General features: G+C 58.1%; 21 protein-coding genes. 9 read left to right on the forward strand and 12 right to left on the reverse strand.

The genetic code is table 11. The annotated features are described in order from the left end of the window. Nucleotides 1-24: 24 nt before the first annotated feature. Nucleotides 25-825 (reverse strand): IclR family transcriptional regulator, encoded by an 801-nt coding sequence (locus BLS41_RS33750; RefSeq protein WP_143026448.1) that lies wholly within the window; start codon nt 823-825, stop codon nt 25-27. Between the two features lie 333 nt (nt 826-1,158). Between BLS41_RS33750 and BLS41_RS33755 the strand changes: the two genes are divergently transcribed. The 3 genes from BLS41_RS33755 to BLS41_RS33765 are packed head-to-tail and all read left to right on the forward strand — an operon-like array spanning nt 1,159 to nt 3,878. Beyond that, nucleotides 1,159-2,223: an ABC transporter substrate-binding protein gene (locus tag BLS41_RS33755; RefSeq protein ID WP_171910373.1), complete on the forward strand. Its 1,065-nt coding sequence runs from the start codon at nt 1,159-1,161 to the stop codon at nt 2,221-2,223. Nucleotides 2,224-2,227: 4 nt separating this feature from the next. Beyond that, nucleotides 2,228-3,205 carry an ABC transporter permease gene (locus BLS41_RS33760; RefSeq protein WP_083380211.1) on the forward strand — a complete coding sequence of 326 codons (978 nt, stop codon included), beginning with the start codon at nt 2,228-2,230 and terminating at the stop codon, nt 3,203-3,205. A gap of 25 nt (nt 3,206-3,230) precedes the next feature. Beyond that, the gene (locus BLS41_RS33765) at nt 3,231-3,878 is read left to right on the forward strand and encodes a Gfo/Idh/MocA family protein (protein WP_074772219.1); all 648 of its coding nucleotides are present in this window, start codon (nt 3,231-3,233) and stop codon (nt 3,876-3,878) included. Nucleotides 3,879-4,562: 684 nt separating this feature from the next. On the opposite strand, the gene BLS41_RS38720 is transcribed toward BLS41_RS33765, so the two are convergent. The 3 genes from BLS41_RS38720 to BLS41_RS33780 are packed head-to-tail and all read right to left on the reverse strand — an operon-like array spanning nt 4,563 to nt 6,650. Next, entirely contained in the window at nt 4,563-4,853 is a 291-nt protein-coding gene (locus tag BLS41_RS38720) for a hypothetical protein (RefSeq protein WP_074772221.1), read from the reverse strand. 17 nt (nt 4,854-4,870) lie between these two features. Next, nucleotides 4,871-5,320, reverse strand: coding sequence for a hypothetical protein (locus BLS41_RS33775; protein WP_074772223.1), 450 nt, complete (start codon nt 5,318-5,320; stop codon nt 4,871-4,873). A 31-nt stretch (nt 5,321-5,351) separates the two neighbouring features. Then, a complete protein-coding gene (locus BLS41_RS33780; RefSeq protein WP_074772225.1) occupies nt 5,352-6,650 on the reverse strand; it encodes a hypothetical protein in 1,299 nt (432 codons plus the stop codon). A gap of 679 nt (nt 6,651-7,329) precedes the next feature. Here BLS41_RS33780 and BLS41_RS33785 point away from each other — a divergent pair. Next, nucleotides 7,330-8,406, forward strand: coding sequence for a hypothetical protein (locus BLS41_RS33785; RefSeq protein WP_074772227.1), 1,077 nt, complete (start codon nt 7,330-7,332; stop codon nt 8,404-8,406). A gap of 33 nt (nt 8,407-8,439) precedes the next feature. Here the strand turns inward: BLS41_RS33785 and BLS41_RS38725 are convergent, their stop codons facing one another. The 6 genes from BLS41_RS38725 to BLS41_RS33810 all read right to left on the reverse strand — a co-directional run bounded on the left by BLS41_RS38725 (nt 8,440) and on the right by BLS41_RS33810 (nt 14,175). Continuing rightward, the gene (locus BLS41_RS38725; protein ID WP_143026449.1) at nt 8,440-8,757 is read right to left on the reverse strand and encodes a hypothetical protein; all 318 of its coding nucleotides are present in this window, start codon (nt 8,755-8,757) and stop codon (nt 8,440-8,442) included. Continuing rightward, the gene (locus BLS41_RS33790; protein ID WP_074772229.1) at nt 8,750-9,505 is read right to left on the reverse strand and encodes a hypothetical protein; all 756 of its coding nucleotides are present in this window, start codon (nt 9,503-9,505) and stop codon (nt 8,750-8,752) included. Before BLS41_RS33790 ends, BLS41_RS38725 begins: the two co-directional genes overlap by 8 nt. 132 nt (nt 9,506-9,637) lie before the next feature. After that, complete coding sequence (locus tag BLS41_RS33795) at nt 9,638-10,066, reverse strand: hypothetical protein (RefSeq protein WP_143026450.1); 429 nt, start codon at nt 10,064-10,066, stop codon at nt 9,638-9,640. A gap of 322 nt (nt 10,067-10,388) precedes the next feature. Next, the gene (locus BLS41_RS33800) at nt 10,389-12,011 is read right to left on the reverse strand and encodes a tyrosine-type recombinase/integrase (RefSeq protein ID WP_074772233.1); all 1,623 of its coding nucleotides are present in this window, start codon (nt 12,009-12,011) and stop codon (nt 10,389-10,391) included. Further along, the gene (locus BLS41_RS33805) at nt 12,008-12,949 is read right to left on the reverse strand and encodes a DNA-binding protein (RefSeq protein WP_074772235.1); all 942 of its coding nucleotides are present in this window, start codon (nt 12,947-12,949) and stop codon (nt 12,008-12,010) included. Before BLS41_RS33805 ends, BLS41_RS33800 begins: the two co-directional genes overlap by 4 nt. Before the next feature lie 863 nt (nt 12,950-13,812). Then, nucleotides 13,813-14,175, reverse strand: coding sequence for a helix-turn-helix domain-containing protein (locus BLS41_RS33810; RefSeq protein WP_143026451.1), 363 nt, complete (start codon nt 14,173-14,175; stop codon nt 13,813-13,815). Nucleotides 14,176-14,380: 205 nt separating this feature from the next. Between BLS41_RS33810 and BLS41_RS33815 the strand changes: the two genes are divergently transcribed. Together BLS41_RS33815 and BLS41_RS33820 are read left to right on the forward strand one after the other, a co-directional pair. Next, on the forward strand, nt 14,381-14,869 hold the full coding sequence (locus BLS41_RS33815) for a hypothetical protein (RefSeq protein ID WP_074772240.1): 489 nt from the start codon (nt 14,381-14,383) through the stop codon (nt 14,867-14,869). Between the two features lie 128 nt (nt 14,870-14,997). After that, the gene (locus BLS41_RS33820) at nt 14,998-15,783 is read left to right on the forward strand and encodes a metallophosphoesterase (RefSeq protein WP_074772242.1); all 786 of its coding nucleotides are present in this window, start codon (nt 14,998-15,000) and stop codon (nt 15,781-15,783) included. Between the two features lie 359 nt (nt 15,784-16,142). Here the strand turns inward: BLS41_RS33820 and BLS41_RS33825 are convergent, their stop codons facing one another. Then, a complete protein-coding gene (locus BLS41_RS33825; RefSeq protein WP_074773410.1) occupies nt 16,143-16,784 on the reverse strand; it encodes an HAD family hydrolase in 642 nt (213 codons plus the stop codon). Nucleotides 16,785-17,153: 369 nt separating this feature from the next. Between BLS41_RS33825 and BLS41_RS33830 the strand changes: the two genes are divergently transcribed. Then, nucleotides 17,154-17,789 (forward strand): SGNH/GDSL hydrolase family protein, encoded by a 636-nt coding sequence (locus BLS41_RS33830; protein ID WP_074772244.1) that lies wholly within the window; start codon nt 17,154-17,156, stop codon nt 17,787-17,789. A 389-nt stretch (nt 17,790-18,178) separates the two neighbouring features. On the opposite strand, the gene BLS41_RS33835 is transcribed toward BLS41_RS33830, so the two are convergent. Beyond that, the gene (locus tag BLS41_RS33835; RefSeq protein WP_074772246.1) at nt 18,179-18,409 is read right to left on the reverse strand and encodes a valine--tRNA ligase; all 231 of its coding nucleotides are present in this window, start codon (nt 18,407-18,409) and stop codon (nt 18,179-18,181) included. 212 nt (nt 18,410-18,621) lie between these two features. Between BLS41_RS33835 and BLS41_RS33840 the strand changes: the two genes are divergently transcribed. Both BLS41_RS33840 and BLS41_RS33845 read left to right on the forward strand, forming a co-directional pair. Further along, entirely contained in the window at nt 18,622-19,800 is a 1,179-nt protein-coding gene (locus BLS41_RS33840; protein ID WP_074772248.1) for a patatin-like phospholipase family protein, read from the forward strand. A 1-nt stretch (nt 19,801) separates the two neighbouring features. Beyond that, nucleotides 19,802-21,799: a TRAFs-binding domain-containing protein gene (locus BLS41_RS33845; protein ID WP_074772250.1), complete on the forward strand. Its 1,998-nt coding sequence runs from the start codon at nt 19,802-19,804 to the stop codon at nt 21,797-21,799. The last annotated feature ends 11 nt before the right edge of the window (nt 21,800-21,810 follow it).

Here is a 21,810-nt window from a genome sequence, read left to right on the forward strand (position 1 = left end):
GCGTTCTGTTCTGCGCGCCGAACTTCAACCATTCACGATCGTCTCGACCTTTCCACGCTCCATGCCCGGGGGCGGCTCCCATCCCAACTGCATCGAAACCGCAATCGCTTCTTCCTGAAGGATCGATTCCCACTCGCGCAGGCGCTCGTCGGTCACACGCGGACTCGGCCCGGACAAACCAATCGCCGCCGCCACCGAATTGTCGTGTTTGAAAATCGGCGTGGCGATGCAGCGCACGCCTACGCTGAACTCTTCGTCATCGAACGAAACGCGGCGCTCGCGCACCTGGGTCAGATCGCGTGTGACCGAACCGATATCGGTGAGCGTGCGTCGCGTGAATGCTTCGAGATTGAGCGACGGCAGCAACGCGTCGATCACCCCTTGCGGTTGAAACGCCAGCAGGCTCTTGCCGAGGGCGGTGCAATGCAATGGCGCAAGCGTGCCGATGGGTGCGTCGATGCTCACGCCGCGTAGCGGCGCGGCCTGGTCGATATAAAGCGCGCGGCCGCCGACCAGCACCGCAATATGCGCGCACTCGCCCGAGCGGCTCGCGAGCGATTCCAGCGAACTACGCGCCGCATTGCGCAGATTGAGCCGCCTGAGCACCTTCTGCCCCAGGTGAACCAGCGTCAGGCCGAGCAGATAACTCTTGCTGACCGGGTCTTGCGACACATAACCCGCGCTCTCCAGTGTGCGCAGCATGCGCGACACCGAACTTTTGTCCATATCCACTTGACGCGCCAACTCGGTGACGCCGACGGGGCCGTCGGCATCTGCCAGTGCTTCCATGACGCGGATGGCCTTGGTGACAGATCGGATTTCCACTGTTGCCTCTCATTCGAAATGGCCGCCGATGCGACTCGCTGTTCTCCATGATAGCGATCAACATGGATTTGTGCCATCAGATGATCTTGAGTTGTGTATAGCGCAACGATATAGGCTAATCGAACGATTGGATGACGATACTACGGAGAGGAAACCCCATCCGGCTAGCTAACAGACAATTATCTGAAGAACCAGGGTTAGCTCTAGCCATCTAAAACACGCAACAGCGTTGACGATAGTGAAACACGATCCTATATTTAATTCGTCCGGCATCACATGGACCCGATTGACGCAGCTAAATGGGGCTTCGAACCCCTCGAACAGGAGACAACCATGTTTAGCGTATCAAGGCGTGGCGCGCTGTTGCGCGTCTTGGGGGCCGTGCTGCTGTCGTGCGCGGCGAGTTACGCGGTGCCGGCCGCCGCGCAGTCGAAGGAGGTCACGATCGGCGTGTCGATTCCCACGCTCGACAATCCGTTCTGGGTTCGCGCGGTGTCGTTCGCGCAGTATGTCGCGACCCAACTGAACGCCAAGCTGGTCGTAGTCGGCGCGGAGAATCGCGAGGAGAAACAGATTAGCGACGTGCAATCGCTGATTTCGCGCGGCGTCCAGGCGCTGGTCGTCACGCCGCAATCGACGGCGAGCGCGCCGGGTCTGATCCGCATCGCCAATCGCGCGAATCTGCCGATCATGATCGTCGACCGCTATCCCGGCTTTGCGGCCGACAATAAAGACGCGCCTTATCTCGGCTTCATCGGGCCGGACGACGTGTATGCGGGCCGCTCCATCGCCAGTCATCTGATTGCGGCCGGCGCGAAGAACCTGGCCGCGCTGGGCGGCCTGCCGGGTTCGTCGGTGGCGGAAGGGCGTCAGAACGGGTTGAACGAAGCCGTCAAGGCGCATCCCGGCGTGAAGCTCGTGCAATACCTCGGCGTGGGCGAATCGGAAGACCTCGGCTACAAGGCGATGCAGAACATGCTCGCAGCGCATGGCAAAGGCCAGATCGACGGCGTGTGGTGCTACAACGACGCGCTGTGTCTCGGCGCATTCCGTGCGATCCGGCAAGCAGGCCGTTCCGACGAAATAAAGATTGCGGGCATGGACCTCGTGCCGCAGGCGCTCGACCTGATCTCGCAGAAAACCAACTACATCTTCTCGACTGGCGGCCACTGGCTGCAACTTGGCTTTGCCGTGATGATCGCTTACGACAAAGTGAACGGTCACGATCCGATCGACCGGAATATTCGCCTGAGCCTGCTCGATGTCGACTCCGCTTCGTTTGCGAAATTCAAGCAGCAGTTCATCGATTCGCAGCCGCCGTATAACGTGAAGGATTACTCGCTGACATACAACCCGCAGGCGAAGAGTCAAACCTTCCCGCTGAAGATCAAAGAGTAAATCAATGTCCACGACGAACCACTCGTTACCCGCAGTGCAGCCCTCCAAAAAGCGCTTCGACTACAGCGAGTTCGTCGCGCATTACATCGCGTATCTCGCGCTCGTACTGGTGGTGCTGGTGTTCGGCGTGCTCGCGCCGGATCGTTTCCTGACGCTCGCCAATCTCGGCACCGTGCTGCAGAACGGCGCGGTGCTGTGCCTGGTCGCGATTGGGCTGACGTTCGTGATCATCGGCGGAAGTATCGATCTGAGCGTGGGTTCGGCGATGGCGCTCGCGGGTGTGTGCGCCGCGTATTTCACGCCGCAACTGGGCGTGTGGGCCTTCCCGATCGCGATGCTGGTGGGCGGCGCGATCGGGGCCATCAACGGCGCGTTGTTCGTGTGGGGCCGCATTCCGTCGTTCGTCGTGACGCTGGGCATGTTGTCGATGGCGCGAGGCGTAACCGTCATGCTGACGCAGGGCACGCCCGTGTCGATCTCGCTAACGAGCCCCTACAACTCGCTCGGCAACCCGCCTGTGCCGTTTCTGTTCATGCTGGTGGCGGCGACCTTGACGGCCCTGTTGCTCAAGTTCACCACCTTCGGCCGCTACGTGTTCGCGATCGGCGGCGATGAAGAAAAGACCCGCATTCTGGGCGTGCCGATTCGCGGCGTGAAGTTCGCGATGTTCATTCTCGCCGGCGTGATGGCGGGAACGGGCGGCGGCATTCTCACCGCGCAGATTGGTTCGGGCAGTCCGACCACCGGCATCGGTTTCGAGTTGATGGCGATCTCGGCGGTCGTGATCGGCGGCACGCCTTTGACGGGCGGTATGGGCTCGATCGTCGGCACCGTGGTCGGCAGTCTCGTGATGACCGCGCTGGCCAACGGCCTCGTGATTCTCGGCGTATCGACCAATGTGCAGACGGTATTGACGGGCGCGGTGCTGATCGTGTCGGTGCTGGTGTCGATCCGTCGCGGCAAGATTCGCATCATCAAATAGCTGACTTATCCATTCAGGAATGAACATGGCACAAGAGAAGCAACTGGGAATCGGGCTGATCGGCGCGGGCGCGATCATGCGATTGAGCCACATCCCCACGGTGATGAAGTCGGGCATCGCGAAGCTGGTGGGCATCTACGATCCCAGCCGCGAACGCGCCGATGCGTTGGCGGAATCGAGCGGCAGCCGCAGCTTCGAAACGCTCGACGCGTTGCTCGATTCGAGCGAGATCGACGCGGTGATCATCGCGACGCCGAACAATCGTCACGAGGAAGCAGCGGTGGCCGCAGCGAAAGCGGGCAAGCATATTCTCTGCGAGAAGCCGCTCGCCATCGACATTCAATCGGCGACGCGCATCGTGAATGCTGCGAAAGAGGCCGGCGTCGTGCTGCAGGTTGGTTTCAATCAGCGCTTCTGGAGCCAGGTGCAGATTGCGAAGCAATTGATCGACGCAGATTTTATCGGCGACGTGCATGCATTCCGCTCGGTCTATTCAAAACACCCGTTAGTTGACGGGGTGTGGACATGCCGGAAAGGCTTGCCTGGGAAGGGCTTCAGTGAATTGAGCAATGTCCATGGAAATGTCCAATTGAGGCAATTTGCAAGCAACTTTCGGCTTTATTCGTCCATGGACCAGGTTGACGATCCAGCGATCGGCAACCCCAAGGACTAGGTGAACTATCTGGTCGGCTTTAAAGTCTGGTGTTCGGCCGAAGCTGACATTGGAGTGTCAGCCACTGTGAGGCGGTTGATAGGTGCTTTGCCGCCATTCGTGCCTTCGAAGCCTCGGATGTAAGGGTGTCGACGCAAATGAACGAGTACTCATGACCCACCTCGGCCGTTTGACATTCGGTAGACCCGACGCGGCACGGCTGACACCTGCCGCCGGCAGGTGCAAATAGTTTGCGGCGGAGGGCGAACGCAACTCACGCCTGTGGAAAGCGGCGAGCCCGTCACTGAACGCGACGGCCAGCCTTTGCCGCCCGGTAATTTTGCTAACGTGCTATTCCCTAGAATTCACGTCGCGCCCTGCTCCACCAATTCGAGATGCGCATGCAAGTGCCCGCTCATGTAGCGCTCAAACCGATGCGAGTCGGAAAGGTCAGGTGGCTGGTCGATAGCCGCATTCCTTCAAACAATCCGAACTTCCACGCTTCGGCCTTCCGGCGCGGATGCAAAACGCTGAGATACACTCGGTGATTCTGTTCAAAGCTCACGAAGTTGCCGTCAAACGGCGTTCGTGAAAGGCTCAATCACGCCATTGTTCGCCGATGCGCGGTCTGCCGCCAATTCCAGAAATACCTCAGTCTTCCGTTGCCTGTCGCACGTGAGCATCATCTGATCCGTTCTTTTGAAATCATAGCTGGCAAAACATGAACGCAATCGCTTTGTCGCCGCGCCGATACTCTGTGCGCGGTGTGAAAGTAGCCTGTTGCTCATTGATTGCAAAAACTGCTGCAACCTTTAGTATTTTCCAACCGGTAGTTTGCCCGCTCTCGCTGCCGCCTGAAATCTGAAAGCAGCGGAGGATGGCGTCTCCGTTCTTGTCGCGACCGTAGGCGTATGGTTCCACTACCCGTGAAAAGCCATGGTAACGAAGTTCAAGTAGTTGTCTGTCCTTGATGGCGGAGCAAATGGTAGGGTTCATTGCGGGTCGGGTTGATTTTAGGGTTGTCGGGGCGCTATCTCGTAGCTAGCACCCTGGTTGTATTTTTGGCCGCATGAAGTGCAGACGTTCTCTACCCTGCCCAACCCGTGGCCTGCGATGAGTTGTCGTTGCTTGTGATCGGATTCCCAGCAACGCAAGCAGTACGCTACGCCTACAGCTTCACCGTTGGCCCCCTTTGTGTACATTGCGTCGCCGCGTCGTACAAGAGCGTCTTTCATTTGGAAGGCATCTTCTAGCTCCGCGATGCGTTTGTCCTTTCCAGAGATTGTGTCTTGCAGTTCAGCAAGTTCCATCTTTGTTTCGGCAAGCGCACCTATGAGGTCCGCAAGCTTCAATTTCAGTTCGGCGCGTTCGATGGATAGATCACTTTCGCGCAGAAACTTCGCTATATCTGTCGCGGTTTTGAGACTGGTCAGAACGGTGGCGATTGTTGTAATGTCCGGCATCGTATCTCCCCTAGCTGATGGAATTGGAGACTTAACTTTTAACTTTCGATATCGCTTCCTTGATGAGGTCAACAAACTTATCCGGACTGATTTTCTCAAGAGCTTTATCGAAAACATCGTTCAGCGGAGAAACTGGCTCGCTGCGAGCTAACACGCGAATCGGGTTGGCGCCAAAATTGTTTATAGCGTATTCACGTAATAATTTGAGCATCTCGGCATCGTCACCCATTTCGTCACGGTATCCGACAAAGGCATGTGCGGCTGATGACTTGAATGCATAGTCCTCACCCAGCCGCTGGCAGTGACCGTACTGACGCGCAGCGAACCATGTGAACCACACTACGGGCGCTAAGACAAGAAATCGCAATAACGCGAACACTAGATTTGATTGGCTCATCTTCACTTCGGCAACCGCGGATGCGCCTGAAGCGGCCGCGGCAGCAAGCGGAATCGCGGCGGCCTTACCTTCGGCTAGGACTGCAGCGCCAAGATAGATACCGGCCCCCGTCAGGCCCAATATTCCGACAACGAATAAACCGGCCCACACATATTGCAAGGTGGTCAGCGATGCGCGCCGATCTTCGAACGACTTAGCAAGGGCTACGCGGCTAGCACCTTGGAGGGTGGCCTCGACCACGGAGCGCTGATCCTCAAAGTGTTTGAATAAATCTTGCTGTTTAGCAACTGCAGCGCTCAACTCTGCAACATGGGCGTCAACTTTTTGTCTCTCTAGTTCTGCCGCTGCGGCGCTGGTCGTCGCGTTCGTATTTGCTGTGGCTGCTGCACGCTCGTAACCAATCGTCTTTTCAGAATAGACGGACATCTCTGCTTGTATAGATTCCGCCTCGGCTAGCCTCGCGTTTAGTTGACGCTCAGAATCGCTAACTCTGCTGGCGATAGCGATAATTTCGTCAGCCTGTGCGGCTAGTTCCGCAACGCGGGGCGCGCGATCACCCACCATGAAGTCGTCAGGAACCGCGATCAACCACGTAAGAGATGATCGAATCGCCCAGAGGAAACCCTGCAATTGGGGTGAAGTCTGCTGAAGCCAGTTCGCACCGTTCGCCGCCGCGGAGTTCATGTGACTGACCACTTGGGGAACGGCGTTGACGACGCCTTGCCAATAGATTGCTTTTAGTATTGGATCGGGCGTCCCTCGTTCTACCCGCTCAACGCCCGCGATGGCTAACCCGAACCAGTCAGACAGAACGGATTTGGGTACCTGTACATTGCCTTGGACTGGAACAGTCTCAGGAAGGCTCGGAAAAAGATCGTCCCACTTTGCTTTTGCATCACGGAGGCTGTCCGCCTGCGGTGTATTTGTTGCCACAATTTCCCCGGAATTCTCGATATTAGTCTTTATGCAAAACGGCTAATTCATGCGCCGCATTATTTTCTGAATTTGACAAGTCTACGCTAACTTTCAATGCTGGTGCGACGGTCTCGCGCGATCAGACAGCCACCAATCCAATGGCGGCAGCCCACCACATAGCAGACGTAGAATCGTGTCGTCTTCAATGACCGCAATGGCCGAATTTGTGCCCGTCTCATGAACGAATTCCCGAAACGGCCAAGTGGTCGGGGGATTGGGACTCACTGCGGTAATTCGACATGGCTACTCACCCGGGATAATGATGTACTACGTCGGAAGCGCAAACCACTTCTTTCTACACAACCGATTCTGGACATGCATTCGATGTTCGCTGGGATCGCGTGTCGACTTACATCGATGACGCGTCATATTGCATAACCGACACTGGGTTCTCTCGTCAGTTCAGCGAGCGCGAAAGTTCAAATTCGGAATCAAGTTTTTCTCGGAGGTTGCCGTTAAGGTGTCGTGATGCCGTAGCTGTCCAGGGTACCTGATGTCTGCGCCCTCCAGCTTTCATCGTCGAAGTGACCATTACGAGGCAAGCGAACCAATGCCCCTTCTAGCTCGTTAACTGAGATTTTTAGCAGCGAGAACCGTCGCGCAGTGTAGTCGTAGTCAAACCTATATCACCCACAAGATGCGTAACAATAGTCAAAAAGTACCGCCTCCCGGATACACAACCAGCAAAATACTTTTTCCTGCCCTTAACATCCTGAACGAGGAACTTGGATTTCAGGACTCCGCTATACAGCTTGCAGAGCTAGCAGCGCGAATTCTGGGTGAGCAGGCGGTCGCGTCTGATTTCGGAATCGGCGATTTCCTTGCTCGGGAGTTTAATGCCCGGAGCATACCGCACGGCACACATGACCTTGTGCATCTGGCCCGGTTCTCGCATCAGTCGTATATCGTTCAAACCTATGGCACCATCGAGAAAGTTCTTAAGCAACTTTCTCAAGAATTGAGGGCGCATAAATGGATCGACGAGCGGTGGAAATCAGTAGACAACAATGGTGAAACATATTCCCCCGCCGAAGCCCTCGCCGAGAACCTGCCAGCGGCCGCTGGTAAATTGTTGCGCACGACACCTGAGTTTGAACTTCTGGAATACTACCGGCTACTCCGAGTAAGCATCGTCCACCAAAACGAAGAGACGATAAGGAGATCCGCCTCAGCATATAAAAAGCTTGAAGAGAAGCACGGGAAGTACTTCCGCAGTACTTATGGATTGGATGCTCCGAACGACAAGGACGATCTTTCGTTCGCCGATTTCTGTATTTTTACGAGATCGATCAAATATTTTGCGAATGTTATTAACGAAGCGTGTGATCTGCAGATCGGCGACGTAGTATCGTACATCAAACTGAGAGACAGAAGCGCTCTGGAAATCCTTCAGTTGCCGAAGACCAAGCAATTAGGTGCATTGAGGATGTATGTACGGAATAGCTACAAGATTTCGGCAGAACAGCTCTCTACCCTCGACCATTCAATGGTGCGCTACCTGAGAGAGCGCAGGGCGCTAACGGATCTCGTCAAGGAGCTAAACCAGAAAGACCGGAAGCGCGAAACGTCTGTGAGAGTTGCGAGAAGTGAATCTTATACAATCGAACGGGTTGAAAAATGCTCCAAATCCGAACGGAAAAATGTGGAGATTATCGACGATCTGTCGGTAAGCGAAACGATAGTATTTGTGAGTGAACTGATAGAGAAGTGTTAGATGTCACCGGGTGTCGGCTTTGGGGGCGCCGATTCACACACTAGATGGCCCCGCCCAGTTGTTCAATTTCTGAAGCGTGTCTTCTCGATATTTGCACTGGTTTTGCAAGGCTCCGCGAATCGTTTCCCGGCTAATAACGAATCCGTATTCCTCAAATTCGCCAAGGATATTGACGTAGAGCGTTGTTGGGGGCTTTCGCTGTTCGGATGGGTTGTTGGGTTCGAAGGCCCTCAGAGCAGCAAGGTGAGTAGGAATGCTACGCAAAGTTTCAAGAATAACACGCTGGACCTTCGGATCGGGAATCACGTTTTTCGCGCGTGCGTGCGTGCGTCGCTGATTCGCGTCAGCCATCGTCTTGCAGTTCGAAGCGATACTCGGCAGCCCGTCGCTCGAGGTACTTTTCAAATCGGGACAGTGCTTGGTCCAATTCCGGGAACGGCCGATCATACGGAAGCACCATGGCAAGCTGTTTCTGGAGCGGCATGCCATTGATTGCAATATCGGAGCGTTCGCTGGAAAAGTACATGGGGCCGCTCGCGGATCGCGGCGTAACCCGCCGATTGATCCAAAGGCTGCGGGCTATGAATTGGTCCGCAGAAGTATCCGGAAGTGCGATCTTCAAGTTTTCAGGTCTCCATTTTTTATACCACTCTCGGTCCATTGAGATCAGCACCGCTAAATCCGCGAGCATATCTTTTGCGCGACGAGGAGGCTCAGTCAACGCTCCCCACGGATAGTGACGATCGATGTCAATGTTGAGTAGCTTGGCCCGATTGAACTTCTGTGCTGCCATCCTGCTTTGGAAGGCGCTTGTAATCGAAGCAACGCCCGCCTGATATGCGCCTCGCCTGTATTCCTCAATGGCATTGCGTCGCGCGAGTTCTACGTTCGCGATTGAACACTGATTCGTGTGACAGTGGATGAATGCAGTATGAATCGCATTCGCGAGGGAGGAGAGATGTCGCGGTGATCGAAATGCTCCCACCTGCTCGTTTGCAAAGCGCATGACAAACGCCAAAACTTGCCGATTCGTGGTGAAAGGCTTCATTTCTTCCGGAATGACCCGTTCGAGCTTCACGTTGACGGCTTCAATGAGCATCCAGGCTACGTGCAGATTGGCATTCGGGTCGGAGAGGAAGGGGGGGGAATCCTTCGGAAATCGGAGAATTAAGCCAATCTGACTGAGTATCTCTCGGCATCTGACCGCGCTTAACCGCGTGGCTCAGGATGTTCATAGTCGAACTGCGTATGCTCCTGTACGCCGTAGGTGGCAACGACGTGAGGCTTCGGCCAACCAATCGAAGGCCGCGAGGAGCGCTCCAGCAACGGGTAGCTGTTTCCCAACCAGCTTTTCCAACAGTACGCCCACCATCTGACCGATGTTGGGTATGGCATTACCTTTGTTTCGCTCCCACAGACTTATCGCCTGGTTTCGCATGGAGGCTTCCTCAAGCCAACGAGCATACAAATCCGATACTGCGTACAGCAAATGGCCGCTCTGCCCCTTCGATTCGTGATAGCCGACCAAGAATCGATTCTCCTCAAGCAGCAGGCGCTCCACCGCCGTCAGTGTACAGGTCTTGCCCATCAATGGCCGTGCTGAGATTGCAGTGAGGCCGTGTTGCCTAACGCGGTCGGTCAAATGATGAATATCCGCCATGCGGCCATCAAGTGGTAGTTCGAGCGTGATGACTCATGTTAGGGAGATGGCGTTTGATGGTATCAGTATCGCATGTCGCGCAAGCTGCAGCGCTGGTCAACCGAGTGAAGCGACGCCGACTGACCGCTTTATTATTTGAGCGCGGCATTTACAACTCCAATGACCTGACCGGTCGGGAAGGGGTCGTCAAGACTCATTCGCCCTTTTTGGAACCCGACGTTTGCCTGCGCCGCATCAGAATGACAGCAAAGCGGCGCGTTGCAGCCGCTCGGCGGCTGAACGGTGATCGTCCGCTAAGGCCGATGCACTGCCAAATCGGCAGCTATTTCGGTTGTGGAAAACTTCCCTCCACAAACGCACGCGTCTGCGCCAGATCGGTCTTCGCGTACGCGGCGGTCGTCTGCACCGATGCGTGACCCAGCAGCGTCTGCGCGACCGGCAGCGGGACCGCGTGATCGACCACCAGAGTGCGCGCATAGCCGTGCCGGAGCCAGTGCGTGGAAGCGGCCCGCAGCAGCGTCAGGGCCGCTGCGTCTCCGGGCGTGACCCGGGCTTCGGCTGCGAGCAGCACGGCCTTGACCTCATCATAGAGGCCGCTGTGACCCAGCGCGTCGCGCTTGCCGCTGTGGATCAGCGCGATCCGCTCAAACGGTGACGGACGTTCCGGCAGGCCCCGCGCGAGACGGTAGGCGGGCAGCACCGGGATGCAGACCGACGGTAGCGGAATGGCGCGGCGTTTGTTGCCTTTACCCAGCACGTGAAGTGTCCACTGGTCCTGCGCGTCGACGTCCAGACGCGGCAATCCCTCCGCGTCAGACCACTCCAGTTCTGCGAGTCGTACCCCAGCGTAGCGGTACAGCGACCAGATTGCGCGGCGTCGCGCCCAGACCAGTTTCGACACGGTGCCGGGCGCCGCGTCGCAGATCACCGCATCGCACAGCGCCAGCACGGCGGCCGGCATGATCCGCGACGGCGTCCAGCTGTCACGGGTGGGGGCACCCCCGGACAGTTCGGCGGCGGGATTGGCGATCACGTAGCCGGTTCGCAGCCAGTACCGGAACAGGCTCGACACCACGGCCAGCGCGCGTGCGCGGGTGGTCGCCTGCAGACCGGCTGGCGGGTTCCGTGGCGCGTCCTGTGACGTGTCTCTGGCCGGTGTGGTGCGGGGGAGGCGTTCGAGCGCCGTCCGGTAGGTGAGCAGATTCTCGCGGGTCAGGTCCGACAGTGGTCCGAGCTGGTAACAATCACACCACTGGATCAGGCGCCGGAGTTCCGCGAGGTACGCACGCAGGGTGTGGGGCGAGCGGCTCGCGCGCTCGCGCAGAAAGAGGGTGACGGCCTGGGCGTCGTCCGCCACGCCCAGGGTATTGGTCACCGACGATAGATTGGCAAAGCGGCCGGCTCGCGCGAGCCATGCGCGACCCGCCGGGTCCGGTGCAGGCGCCAGCGTCGCCAGCCAGACGGCGGCGCCGGACGGCGGGTCGACAGGGTGGCCAACAGGGGGAGTGAGGTCCGGGACTGCAACCGCGGTCGTGGCCGGGCTGGCGCCCGATGCCGGCTCCGCCGCAATTCTCGATGACGTTGATGACGTCGCTGGCCCGTCAGGCGCAAACCGGAATCGCCGGTGCTGTCTGAGCAGCCGGAGCAGCACCGTGACAGGTGTCGGCGCCTGATCCGGGGCCGCCACCCTGAGCCGTCCCCGCTCCCAGTACTCGACGGCCGCATCCTGATCGAGCAGCAGCGCGAACACCACCGGATGGTCGCGTTTCGCGTCGGCCAGCGAAGGGCAGCCGCGCTTCAGTAACGTCAGCGTCCAGCGCGTATAGACCGGATGGCCGATCGCATCGGTCACATACGCGAGGGCTGCATCGAGATCGTCGGGCAGGCGCCGGGGCGGCGCTGTCGCCGTATCGACCCACCCGGTCAGGTTCGTGTCCCCGGTCATTCCGGACGACGCCGGGTGCTGGCGGCCGGCGTCGGCGATGCTGTCGGCGTCTTCCTGTGGCGAGGGACGCGGCCGGTGCCTGTCCGGGCATTGACGCGCTGCAGGAGCGCCCGCTGTTCGGCGACGAGCGTGGTGAGCGCGGCCGCTTCGGCGACGGCCCGCTGGCGGGCGTCGCGCTCAGCGGCGAGGTCCGAGAGCAGGCGCTCGCGCAGTCCCTCGAGTGCGGCTACGCGCTCCTGTGCGTGATTCACGTCACCGGTCAGTCGCTCCCGTTCAGCGGCGAGCGCATGCCGCTGGTGTTCCGTCTCCAGCAGCAGTTGTCGCGACAGGCCTTCGTAACGGGCGTGAATGGCGGCAACCTCGGCCGCGTGGCCGGTCCGTGCGGTGTCGATTGTCGCGCTGGCGGACACCAGTGCCGTTCGCAGTTCCGCGGAGGCCGCCTGTGCGGCTTTCGTCTGTTCGGCCGCGGCGCGGTAGTCCGCCTGGACGGTGGCCAGCTCCGAGTCGCGTTGTGAGATCTGCTCCCGCAGGGCCACGAGTTCGACACGGAGCAGTTCGACCCGCAGGTCAGCATCACGGCGCGCCGTGTCCGCGGCGTCCTTCGCCTGTGCCGCCTCACTCCGGAGTGCTACCACCTCGTCAAGCTGGACGGTGACGGCAGCCTGCCACAGTACGCGCATGTGGTCCGCGATGTCATCAGGCAGTCCGGGGATGGCCACGCGGGCGAGCCCCGTACGCACGAGTTCCGTCTCGACGTCGTTGAGCATCCGGGACAGCGTGGCCGGATCGCCCGCGCCCAGACGTGCGCGCAGCTTGCGCACCGACACAACCTGGCGGAAGCGCGCCCCGGACGGCGGATCGGGATCGCCGGCCTCGGCGAGCATCGCGAGCACGGCAGAACGGAGGGTATCGCGGGTGACGGCGGCGGGACGCGGCATGGCGCTTCTCCTGCGCGTCGGGCAGAGGTGCCGGGTGGGGCGCGGTCCCCGGGATCGTTCGGGGGCAGGGCACGTGCGGGCGACGCGGATGCGAAATTCCAGTCTGGATCGCGCACGGGTCTAACGCAAGGAAACCGGATTGGGCACGATTAAAAAGGACAAAGCCGCGATAACTGCCCTTATCGCGGCAAAACGGGAGTTGCGTTCTTCCCAAGTTAATACTCGAGCGCATCCAGGATAGCTGACGGCCCGACCGGCTCAGGCAGACACGCTTTTGTTTGGCCTGCCGCTCGGGCATGTCGTTGTGGCTTGGACGCCGCAGCATTAGCTGACGACTTTTTCCCGCCGCGCGTGGCTGCAGCGCTGTGTCGAAGTCGCTTGCACAGTTCGTTTAGCCACTGACGAATACCATGCTCGGTCAACGTCCGTTAGCTGTCTCAGCTTGTGTGCAGGTTCTTCTGCAGCATCGCTTGAGCGGGACGAGCCTCGGCGCAGTAGACGGCTGACAGACACCTCATAGATATCGGCTAGTTCGAGCAGTCTCTTCAGGCGCGGCGACGACTCAGTTATGCGATCGTTTGAGATTCGAGCCTGAAGAGGTCGCTTTCGCTGGTCAAGGGATGTCAGCGTGCTTCGCCGAGCCTTTACCCCGGTAGGTTGATGCCCATCAGCCATGACGTAAATGCATGGGACGGCGTGCTCGCGATAGCTGTCATGACGGTTGCAATCGAAGATTATCGTAAGAACCGATGCGTCGCGTCTCATCTCATCGGAAATGAATTGACGTCGCCGTTCTCGGGAGATGGCGCGACAAGAGCGTTCTTAACTGCTGGGGGGCGTGGGTGTGTGGTCAACCAAACTGACTAGCGTTTGCGCTGGGTGCGAGCCTTCACTAGTCGGGCGCAGACATCAGACATCAAGTGCAGCGCCAATGTTCGATCTTCTTTATCGAGGTTGTTCAACTGCTCATTTAGCTTGCCAATCAAGCCTGTCTCCGGCGACGGTGGCGTCAGCAATGTCACAACGGGTATCTCATAGAGGTCTGAGAATTCAATAAGTCGCGAGAGAGTTGGCCAGTTGGTGCCGCGCTCCTGCCGGCTGATGGTCTGTGTATCGACGCCCAAGTGGTTCGCAACCTGTTCTTGCGTTCGACCTGATTCAATTCGCGCCTTTGCTAAAGCTCGCCCGAGCATCCTTGCAAATTTCGCTTGGTCAGTAGCTGCCACCCTTTAGTCACCTCATGTTGCATACCAAGACGAATCGTGTCTGTAACGGATGCTTCTGGTAACATCATGGGATGCCTAGTGGGTAGGCATTAAATGACTAGTTGCCGGTCCGAATGAGGTGGTTACTGCACGATCTGCAACGGACCGTTGAAGATTTTCGACAATTTGCTCGCGACAGTGAGCTAGTGATATTGGTTGGTGTTTTATGTTTTTGACTTGTGATCAGCACCGCTTGCCGTTTCAGTCAGGGCTTGCCGGGAAGAATGGAACGGTTTGGGCCGTCACGGAAATGTGGACAGGCGGCGATGCTTTGGTTGTGCAGTTTTCAAAGTCCGGCGATCGTGGACTGCCGCGAACGGTGATGATGGACCTGGTATCGAGCGCAAATTCGCTTGAGCAGTTCGTATCGGACGGGGTGGTGCTTCGGGATGCTGCCGTGCTGCGCGTGACGCCCCGAGGGAAGTCTGAGCGGTTTTCATTTGAAACGGTTCGCGAGATCCGGATCGGGGCGACAGAAACTGACGGACCGGATGGTCGTCTGTTGCAGGTGACCCAGTTCACCACCTCGGCCGGTCGTCAGTTTTCAGTGCCGTTTGCCTTGGCCGAGAAGGCCTCGCGTGGCAGACGGATCTACCGTGAGCGGTCTGTGCGGCGAGGGAAGCAGGATTTTGCGGACGCTGGAACTACAGCCTGAACGAAGGGGCAATTGTCAGTACCGGAGTTTCAAGCTGAACAGCGGCAGCAAGCCTAGTCAAAGATCCACGTATCGTTTGCCGGCAGCGCGTTCGCGACTGAAACCGGACCAGAAGTTTTCTCCCGACCATGCGTATTCAGATCGCTTCTGACCTGCATCTCGAAATGCTCCAACGGAGTTTTCCTGACTACAACCCGGTCGGGCCGTCCGATGCGGATGTATTGGTGCTGGCTGGCGATATCGCAAACGGCGGGGACGCTGTCGACCTGTTCGCGCACTGGCCGGTCCCTGTCATCTATGTGCACGGCAATCACGAAGCGTACGGCATGGAGTATGGAACGCTTGCCCGGATGCTTGGGGCGCGCGCTGCCGGCACCGCAGTGCGCTACCTTGAGAGGGACACACTGGTTATCGATGACGTCCGATTCCTGGGTTGCTGTTTGTGGACGGACTATGCGCTGCTCGGCGATCGTGAGCGCAGTATGAAGATGGCTGGCCGCCACATGTATGACCACACAGTGATCCGAAAAGGCTGCGATGGCTGGTTTCTACCGGCGCATGCGCTCGCTGAACACGAAGCCTCGATCCACTGGTTGCAAAAGCAGCTAGCGACGCCGTTTGATGGGAAAACTATCGTCGTGACCCATCACGGCGTGGCGCCATCATCGGTGCATCCGCGGTACGGTAATGATCCCGTCAACGCGGCATTTGTGAGCGACCTGCGGCCTCTGCTGGAAAGTGCGGATCTGTGGATTCATGGACATGTCCACGATTCGTTTGACTACCGGGTGGGTCGCGCTCGCGTGATCGCCAACCCGCGCGGTTATGCCAGAAACCGGATGATGGCAGGTGCGCCGGGGGACCTAAAATGGGAAAACCCGACGTTCGATCCGGCGCTGGTCATTGATGTCTAAGCGAAGGTGCAATCTTGCTGTCGTGTTGAGTTCGCAACAGATACGCGAATCTTCGCATCGTGCCGTCAATCAGTTGGGTTCGCGTATTTAACAGTTTCTCAATGGCCAAGCGGCATGCAGATCCTAGTCGACGTCCAGCGTTGCCAACCGGCCGTGTGGTTCGCGCTCGACGATGATGAAAGAGTGGCCTGCGTGTTGACGCACCCGGCTGATCCACACCCATCCGGTGCTCGGCGTAAGCGCTCCGATCGTGCTCGCTGAATTCCAGGAAAAATTTGTCCTCGAAATGCTGGCCCCGCAGACGGGATTCGGCAGGACAACTGTGTAGGCGTCGTCCAGGACTGATGGACGGACACCCGTCAATAAAGAAGATCCGTTAGCAGCGCATCCAGCGATTGGCCGGCCTTTCTATCGATGAGTCTTGCGTTCATGCCGAAAGCCCGAGGTCCATCGACGTCTGCTGCGGGCGTGTCGCCAATGAACAGGACTTCCTGAACTGGACAGCCTAACTGGTCAAGAATGTACTGATAGATTGCTGGGTTCGGTTTGACCGCACCGGCTTCGTAGCTCCACGCGTACCCGTCGAGCACGGGCAGCATACCCTTCACGGCGTCGCCATAGGGAGACGCGAGATTCGAACAGAGGCCCACGCGCACATCGGCGTCCCGCAGACGCGCGATGGTTGTCGTCGCGTCAGGGAATAGGCGTAGCGACCTGACCTCGTCGTCCAGAGCCCGCTGCGCTGTTGCCAGCAGGTCGTCCGGCAGCGCGACGCCGAAAAGTGGGCCAACAGCGCTGAGCGGCACCGGTTGGGACATGAGCCGCGCCGCATCTTCAGGGCGGGGCCGTCGTCCCGCGTCGCGCATCCAATGCATCAGCATGCGGTATGGCGAGCGGCGATCGCCGATCTGTACCAGCGTGCCGAACACGTCGAAAACGACGGCCGAAAAAGCGGGGCGCGAGTTATCTTCAGCATCGGGAAGTCGTTCGGTATTTTTCACGACAGCCTTGGTCAATAGGTGTTGGAAAGAAGATGATCCTCAACCCAGTACAATCATTCTGAGGCCAACGGCGCTGGCCGCGTCCGCTCCATTCGGGTTGACTGCCGGCGCGTTTCACTACGCCGGGAATCGGATTGTGTTGAGACACGAGCGCGCCTCGAAGCGCCAAGCCACGTTCCAGCGAAAGAACTCATGCCAATCCAGTGGGCACCTCAATTCAGGAGGGGGATCGTACACAGATCTCAAGTATGATCAAGCGGGGGACGTACCCGGCTCGCGATTCGAGATTTTTCTGAATTTCGAGAGCAACGTCATGCAGCAGGCGTCTGTTCGGGGTGCAAGGTAAAACGAACGTATAAATCAAATAATATGAAAGCAAATCGACCGTTGATTTCTTTTGCGTCAATCTGCAGCGCGTTTCTCCTGGTCGCAGTGACACCTAGCGTTGCGACAGCGCAAAGCAGCCCGACTCCGCTGAAGATCGTAGCATTCGGAGCAAGTCAGACAGCCGGAAAGGGCGTGGCTCCTGATGATGCCTATCCCGCCCGCCTCGCGGTTTTGCTTCAGAACGACGGCTTTGACGTCACGGTCGAAAATCAAGGCGTGAGTGGTGACAGGCTCGCCGACGAAGCCCGCAGATTAGAGACGGCACTTCCGCCGACCACACGTATCGTTTTATATCAGCCTGGGACAAACGACTGCGGGAAGCGGAGTCACATCAGCCAATCGGACTTCCGGGAAGGCATCGATGCCGCGCTCAGCTGGATGCAAGCGCATCATCTACTGGTACTTGCCATGGACGGAGGTTGTCATTTCGGTGTGCTCGAGGAAGAAAGCGCCAAGTATGGCGCGATGTACTACGGGAAGATCAGCGCAGGGCTCGAAGACATGAAGCAGGCCGACGGTCAGCATTTGACTCCGGAGGGCTATCAAAAGCTGGCAGAACAGGTGCGTCCTTTTGTCGAAAAGCTTATTCAGGAGGCGCTCAAGTCGAATCCGCAATAAGAGGCGGGTTCGGCCCACTCATCAGAGCTGGCCGATACTCGTGTCGTTGGCGTCGCCGATTGCATCTGGCCGACAGCACCGGTTCGTCGAGCGGATTGCAGCCGCTTAGGATATCAATAGCTGCTTCCACGCTGCTACTGCGACCGAGTACTTCCGGCCAGTTTCGGCCGGTCGACTGCACGCCCAGGCGGACGTTGGAAAGTCCGTTTCACTCAGTTAAGGGACACTGCGGCTACGATGTCACTCGTCGCGTCATCGCAGCGCGCTTGCCGATCTGTTTGGTCAGTGGGCGCATGTCGAGCGCATTGGGGTGATCGTACTTTCCGTGCATTTTCTGGCGGTAACGGCGTGAGAAGCCGCTTGTAGCAAGGCTGTGCGATCTCGCATCCCTATGCCACCCGTCGGATCTGCAATTCGTTGATTTGAAAGCGACTTTTCGCGAAAACCGCTAGAAAACGCACAGAAAGTACAATCACCCCGAGGCGCACAAACAACTCGCGAAACGCGGCCTCGTCGATAGCGGTCAATCGGAGGCACAGTTCGATGAAATGCGGCGGCTGATTCTTTGAACGCTGCGCGTTGCTTGGGCACTGCATCCAGTGCCCGAAGATCGGGTTCATAGGGCGCACGCGAATCGCAGACTGATCCTCAAATCTTGGCATAGGTATTCGGCGACCGCGCGGGCGCGACTATCCCGTCTTAACGCAACAACTGTCTTTTCATATGGCACTCGATCCTGACTGTATGTATTACGCTGCCCTATCCAGGGGCAAGATTCAGGACAACAACAATCCGGAGTGCCCTGATCCTAAACACCGATGAGGAGCGTGTCATGTTATCCGAGGCATTAACGTTCGACGCGATCGTTGGCAAGGCCCCGCCGTATCGACTTCTCGCGCTTGATGGAGGCGGCATTCGCGGACTTGTCACCATTGAAGTGCTTGCCCAGATTGAGGCACTACTGGAGTCGGCACTGCAACCTGGCAAGCCGCTAGTGCTCGCGGATTTTTTTGACTATGTCGCGGGGACAAGCACTGGCGCGGTGATTGCTACCTGTGTGTCTCTCGGCATGCGGGTCGAAGAAATCCGCAAAATGTATCTGGAGAGCGCCGATCTGATGTTCGACCGGGCGTCTATCCTGCAGCGTCTGCGCTACAAGTATGATGATGAGCCACTCGCTCGCAAACTTCAGGAAGTCCTTTCCCGCAAAACGGGCGAAGCGGAGCCGTCCCTTGGCTCCTCCGGTCTCAAGACACTCTTGATGATGGTACTACGCAACGCGAGCACAGATTCTCCCTGGCCGCTAAGCAACAACCCGCGAGCGAAATACAACCCCACTCCCGAACGTCCCGACACCAATCTGCACCTACCGCTGTGGCAAGTCATGCGAGGAAGCACGGCCGCACCCACGTACTTTCCACCAGAGCAGATTACTATCGGAGGGAAGCAGTTCGTGTTCGTCGACGGCGGCATTACGCCCTACAACAATCCCGCCTTCCAGTTGTTCATTATGTCGACCGCAGAGCCCTATCGACTTGGCTGGAAGACGAAGCGACCAGAAGATATGTTGCTCGTTTCGATTGGCACAGGAACCAGCCCGTACCAAAACGGAACGCTCGCGCCGGAAGACATGAATCTGCTATTCAACGCTACACAAATCCCTTCCGCCCTCATGTTCGCATCGCTGAACGAGCAGGACCTGCTTTGCAGGCTGTTCGGAAAGTGTCTGGTCGGCGACGTGCTAGACCGCGAGTTGGGAAGCATGGTGCATGGCAAAGGCGCGCACGGTAGCGGTGGCCCGGTTGATCCCAAACTTTTCACCTATCTTCGATACAACGCCGAGCTCACAAGGCAGGGGCTGGACGCGCTTGGACTTCCCGATATCGAGCCACACGACGTCCAGAAGCTCGACTCAACAGCGCACAAGGACGCGCTGAGACGCATTGGAGTAGCCGTGGCCGAGCAGCAAGTGCGTCTCGACCACTTCAGGGGCTTCCTCGGAGAAAGATAAGATGGGTCACCATGTCTTCGTCGCAATGCCATTTGGTATCAAGCAAGGGATCGACTTCGATAGCGTCTACGACGCGCTGATCCGCCCTGCCTTGCTGGGCCACGATTTCACAGTGTTCCGCGCGGACGAGGAAAAGCGCGCTGGTGACATTCGCCGCGATATGTTTCAGGAGCTCCTGCTGGCAGATATCGTGGTCGCCGATCTGACGATCGACAATCCTAACGCGTGGTACGAACTTGGTGTCCGGCATGCGTTGCGCAAGCGTGGAGTGATTCTGCTGAGCGCAAGAGAAGGCGCTTCGCCGTTTGATATCGTCACTGACCGCAAGCTGCGCTATCACTTGAAGGACGGTGTCCCTGATGCGGCGAAATTGGAGTCTGATCGGGCAGCTCTCGCCGAGATGGCTCGCGAGACGGTGGCAGCGTGGCACGGGCGTGTCGTCAGCCCCGTGTACTCGCTGCTGCCCTACCTGCAAGAGCCCAACTGGAAAACGCTGATCGTCGGCGGCTCAGAAGAGTTCTGGAATCTGCAAAAGGAGTGGGAATCGCGCGTGAACGTCGCGCGGCGCAAGCAGCGGCCCGGCGACATTCTGGTTCTCGCCGAAGAAGCACCAATCCAGGGTCTGAGACTCGAAGCCTACCGCACTGCAGCAAAAGCGTTGCGACGTACCGAGCAGCATAGTTTTGCGCTCGAACAGATTGAGCATGCACTCGCAGTCGCACCGGATGATCTCGAAAGTCGTCAGGAGAAAGGCATTTTGCTTGGACGTCTGGGCCGATTCGACCAAGCGAAGCAGTGGCTTGAGTCGCTGCAGCACGACAACCCTTCTGATGCAGAGACCTTGGGTCTTATCGGCAGAGTTGAGAAGGACGAATGGCTTGCCTGCTGGCAGCGACTCGGCTATGACGTTGATGCGCGCCGTGAGGCTGCCAAAGATCACTCCGGCGCGTTGCGGGAAGCAATGCACGCCTATGCCAGGGGGTTCGAGCAAGACCCAGCCAGCTTCTACTGCGGGATCAACGCGGTGACGCTTCTGCATCTGAATCGGCATCTCGATGGCGACGATGAGCAGGACGACCCGATCCTGTGCACGCAGATGGAAGGTGGGGTGCAGTGGGCGGCCACAGCTGCCGTCGCCCGTGAGAGCCTTGAGAACCTTGAGAGGAAAAACTACTTTGCTCGCGTCACCCTCGCCGATCTTCAGGCACTGATTGGCGATATCAAACAGATTGAGCGCGCATATCGTCGAGCGGTTGCCGTCGCAGACCACGACTGGTTTTCATTGAACGCGACGAGGCGTCAACTCACGCTGCTGCAGGAACTGGAGTTCAGGCCAGCAGAAATCGGGGCAGCACTTAGTGTGATCGAAAACGCGATGAAGCGACTCCAAGCGCCGTTCCGACCTCGGCGCGTGTTCCTGTTTAGTGGCCATATGATCGATGCACCGAACCGTCCTCTCGAGCGTTTTCCGGCGGATATGGCCGATCTCGCGAAGGTAGCGATTGAAGAGACCCTGGATGCACTCGATGCCCGGCAGGGTGACCTTGCTTTATGTCAAGGCGCCTGCGGTGGAGACTTGTTGTTTGCCCGTGCGGCGCTAGACAGAGGACTGCGGGTTGAATTGCGTCTTCCGTTCGACGAAGCAACTTTCTTGCAACGCTCCGTGGACGTCGCGTCCGGCGAATCGTGGCGCGAGCGCTATTTCGAGGTTAAGAACAATGAATTGACAACGATTCTGGTCATGCCAGACGAACTTGGCCCCGTGCCAAAATCCCGTGACACTTACGAGCGGGCAAATCTGTGGCAGCTATACAGTGCACTCGCGTGGGGGCCATCGAACGTCGAAATGATCGTGCTCTGGAACGGAAAGAAAAGCGGAAAGCCCGGCGGAACCGATCATATGCTCGAAGAAGTCTCAAAACGCTCAGGGCAGTACAGAGTGATTGACTCCCGCGCGCTACTTCGCCAGACGACAAGCCGACGTTCGAGGCAATCCTGATGCGGGATCAC

The sequence above is a fragment of the Paraburkholderia fungorum genome, from assembly GCF_900099835.1.
Lineage (GTDB): Bacteria > Pseudomonadota > Gammaproteobacteria > Burkholderiales > Burkholderiaceae > Paraburkholderia > Paraburkholderia fungorum_A.

What these genes read in the sequence shown, in the direction of transcription:
- BLS41_RS33765 (WP_074772219.1), top strand. Translation starts at nt 3,231, where the DNA reads ATGGCACAAGAGAAGCAACTGGGAATCGGGCTGATCGGCGCGGGCGCG.
- BLS41_RS33840 (WP_074772248.1), top strand. Translation starts at nt 18,622, where the DNA reads ATGTTATCCGAGGCATTAACGTTCGACGCGATCGTTGGCAAGGCCCCG.
- BLS41_RS33835 (WP_074772246.1), bottom strand. Translation starts at nt 18,409, where the DNA reads ATGAACCCGATCTTCGGGCACTGGATGCAGTGCCCAAGCAACGCGCAG.
- BLS41_RS33830 (WP_074772244.1), top strand. Translation starts at nt 17,154, where the DNA reads ATGAAAGCAAATCGACCGTTGATTTCTTTTGCGTCAATCTGCAGCGCG.
- BLS41_RS33805 (WP_074772235.1), bottom strand. Translation starts at nt 12,949, where the DNA reads ATGCCGCGTCCCGCCGCCGTCACCCGCGATACCCTCCGTTCTGCCGTG.
- BLS41_RS33845 (WP_074772250.1), top strand. Translation starts at nt 19,802, where the DNA reads ATGGGTCACCATGTCTTCGTCGCAATGCCATTTGGTATCAAGCAAGGG.
- BLS41_RS33755 (WP_171910373.1), top strand. Translation starts at nt 1,159, where the DNA reads ATGTTTAGCGTATCAAGGCGTGGCGCGCTGTTGCGCGTCTTGGGGGCC.
- BLS41_RS33800 (WP_074772233.1), bottom strand. Translation starts at nt 12,011, where the DNA reads ATGACCGGGGACACGAACCTGACCGGGTGGGTCGATACGGCGACAGCG.
- BLS41_RS38725 (WP_143026449.1), bottom strand. Translation starts at nt 8,757, where the DNA reads ATGGCTGACGCGAATCAGCGACGCACGCACGCACGCGCGAAAAACGTG.
- BLS41_RS33795 (WP_143026450.1), bottom strand. Translation starts at nt 10,066, where the DNA reads ATGGCGGATATTCATCATTTGACCGACCGCGTTAGGCAACACGGCCTC.
- BLS41_RS33775 (WP_074772223.1), bottom strand. Translation starts at nt 5,320, where the DNA reads ATGCCGGACATTACAACAATCGCCACCGTTCTGACCAGTCTCAAAACC.
- BLS41_RS38720 (WP_074772221.1), bottom strand. Translation starts at nt 4,853, where the DNA reads ATGAACCCTACCATTTGCTCCGCCATCAAGGACAGACAACTACTTGAA.
- BLS41_RS33785 (WP_074772227.1), top strand. Translation starts at nt 7,330, where the DNA reads ATGCGTAACAATAGTCAAAAAGTACCGCCTCCCGGATACACAACCAGC.
- BLS41_RS33820 (WP_074772242.1), top strand. Translation starts at nt 14,998, where the DNA reads ATGCGTATTCAGATCGCTTCTGACCTGCATCTCGAAATGCTCCAACGG.
- BLS41_RS33790 (WP_074772229.1), bottom strand. Translation starts at nt 9,505, where the DNA reads ATGCTCATTGAAGCCGTCAACGTGAAGCTCGAACGGGTCATTCCGGAA.
- BLS41_RS33760 (WP_083380211.1), top strand. Translation starts at nt 2,228, where the DNA reads ATGTCCACGACGAACCACTCGTTACCCGCAGTGCAGCCCTCCAAAAAG.
- BLS41_RS33815 (WP_074772240.1), top strand. Translation starts at nt 14,381, where the DNA reads ATGTTTTTGACTTGTGATCAGCACCGCTTGCCGTTTCAGTCAGGGCTT.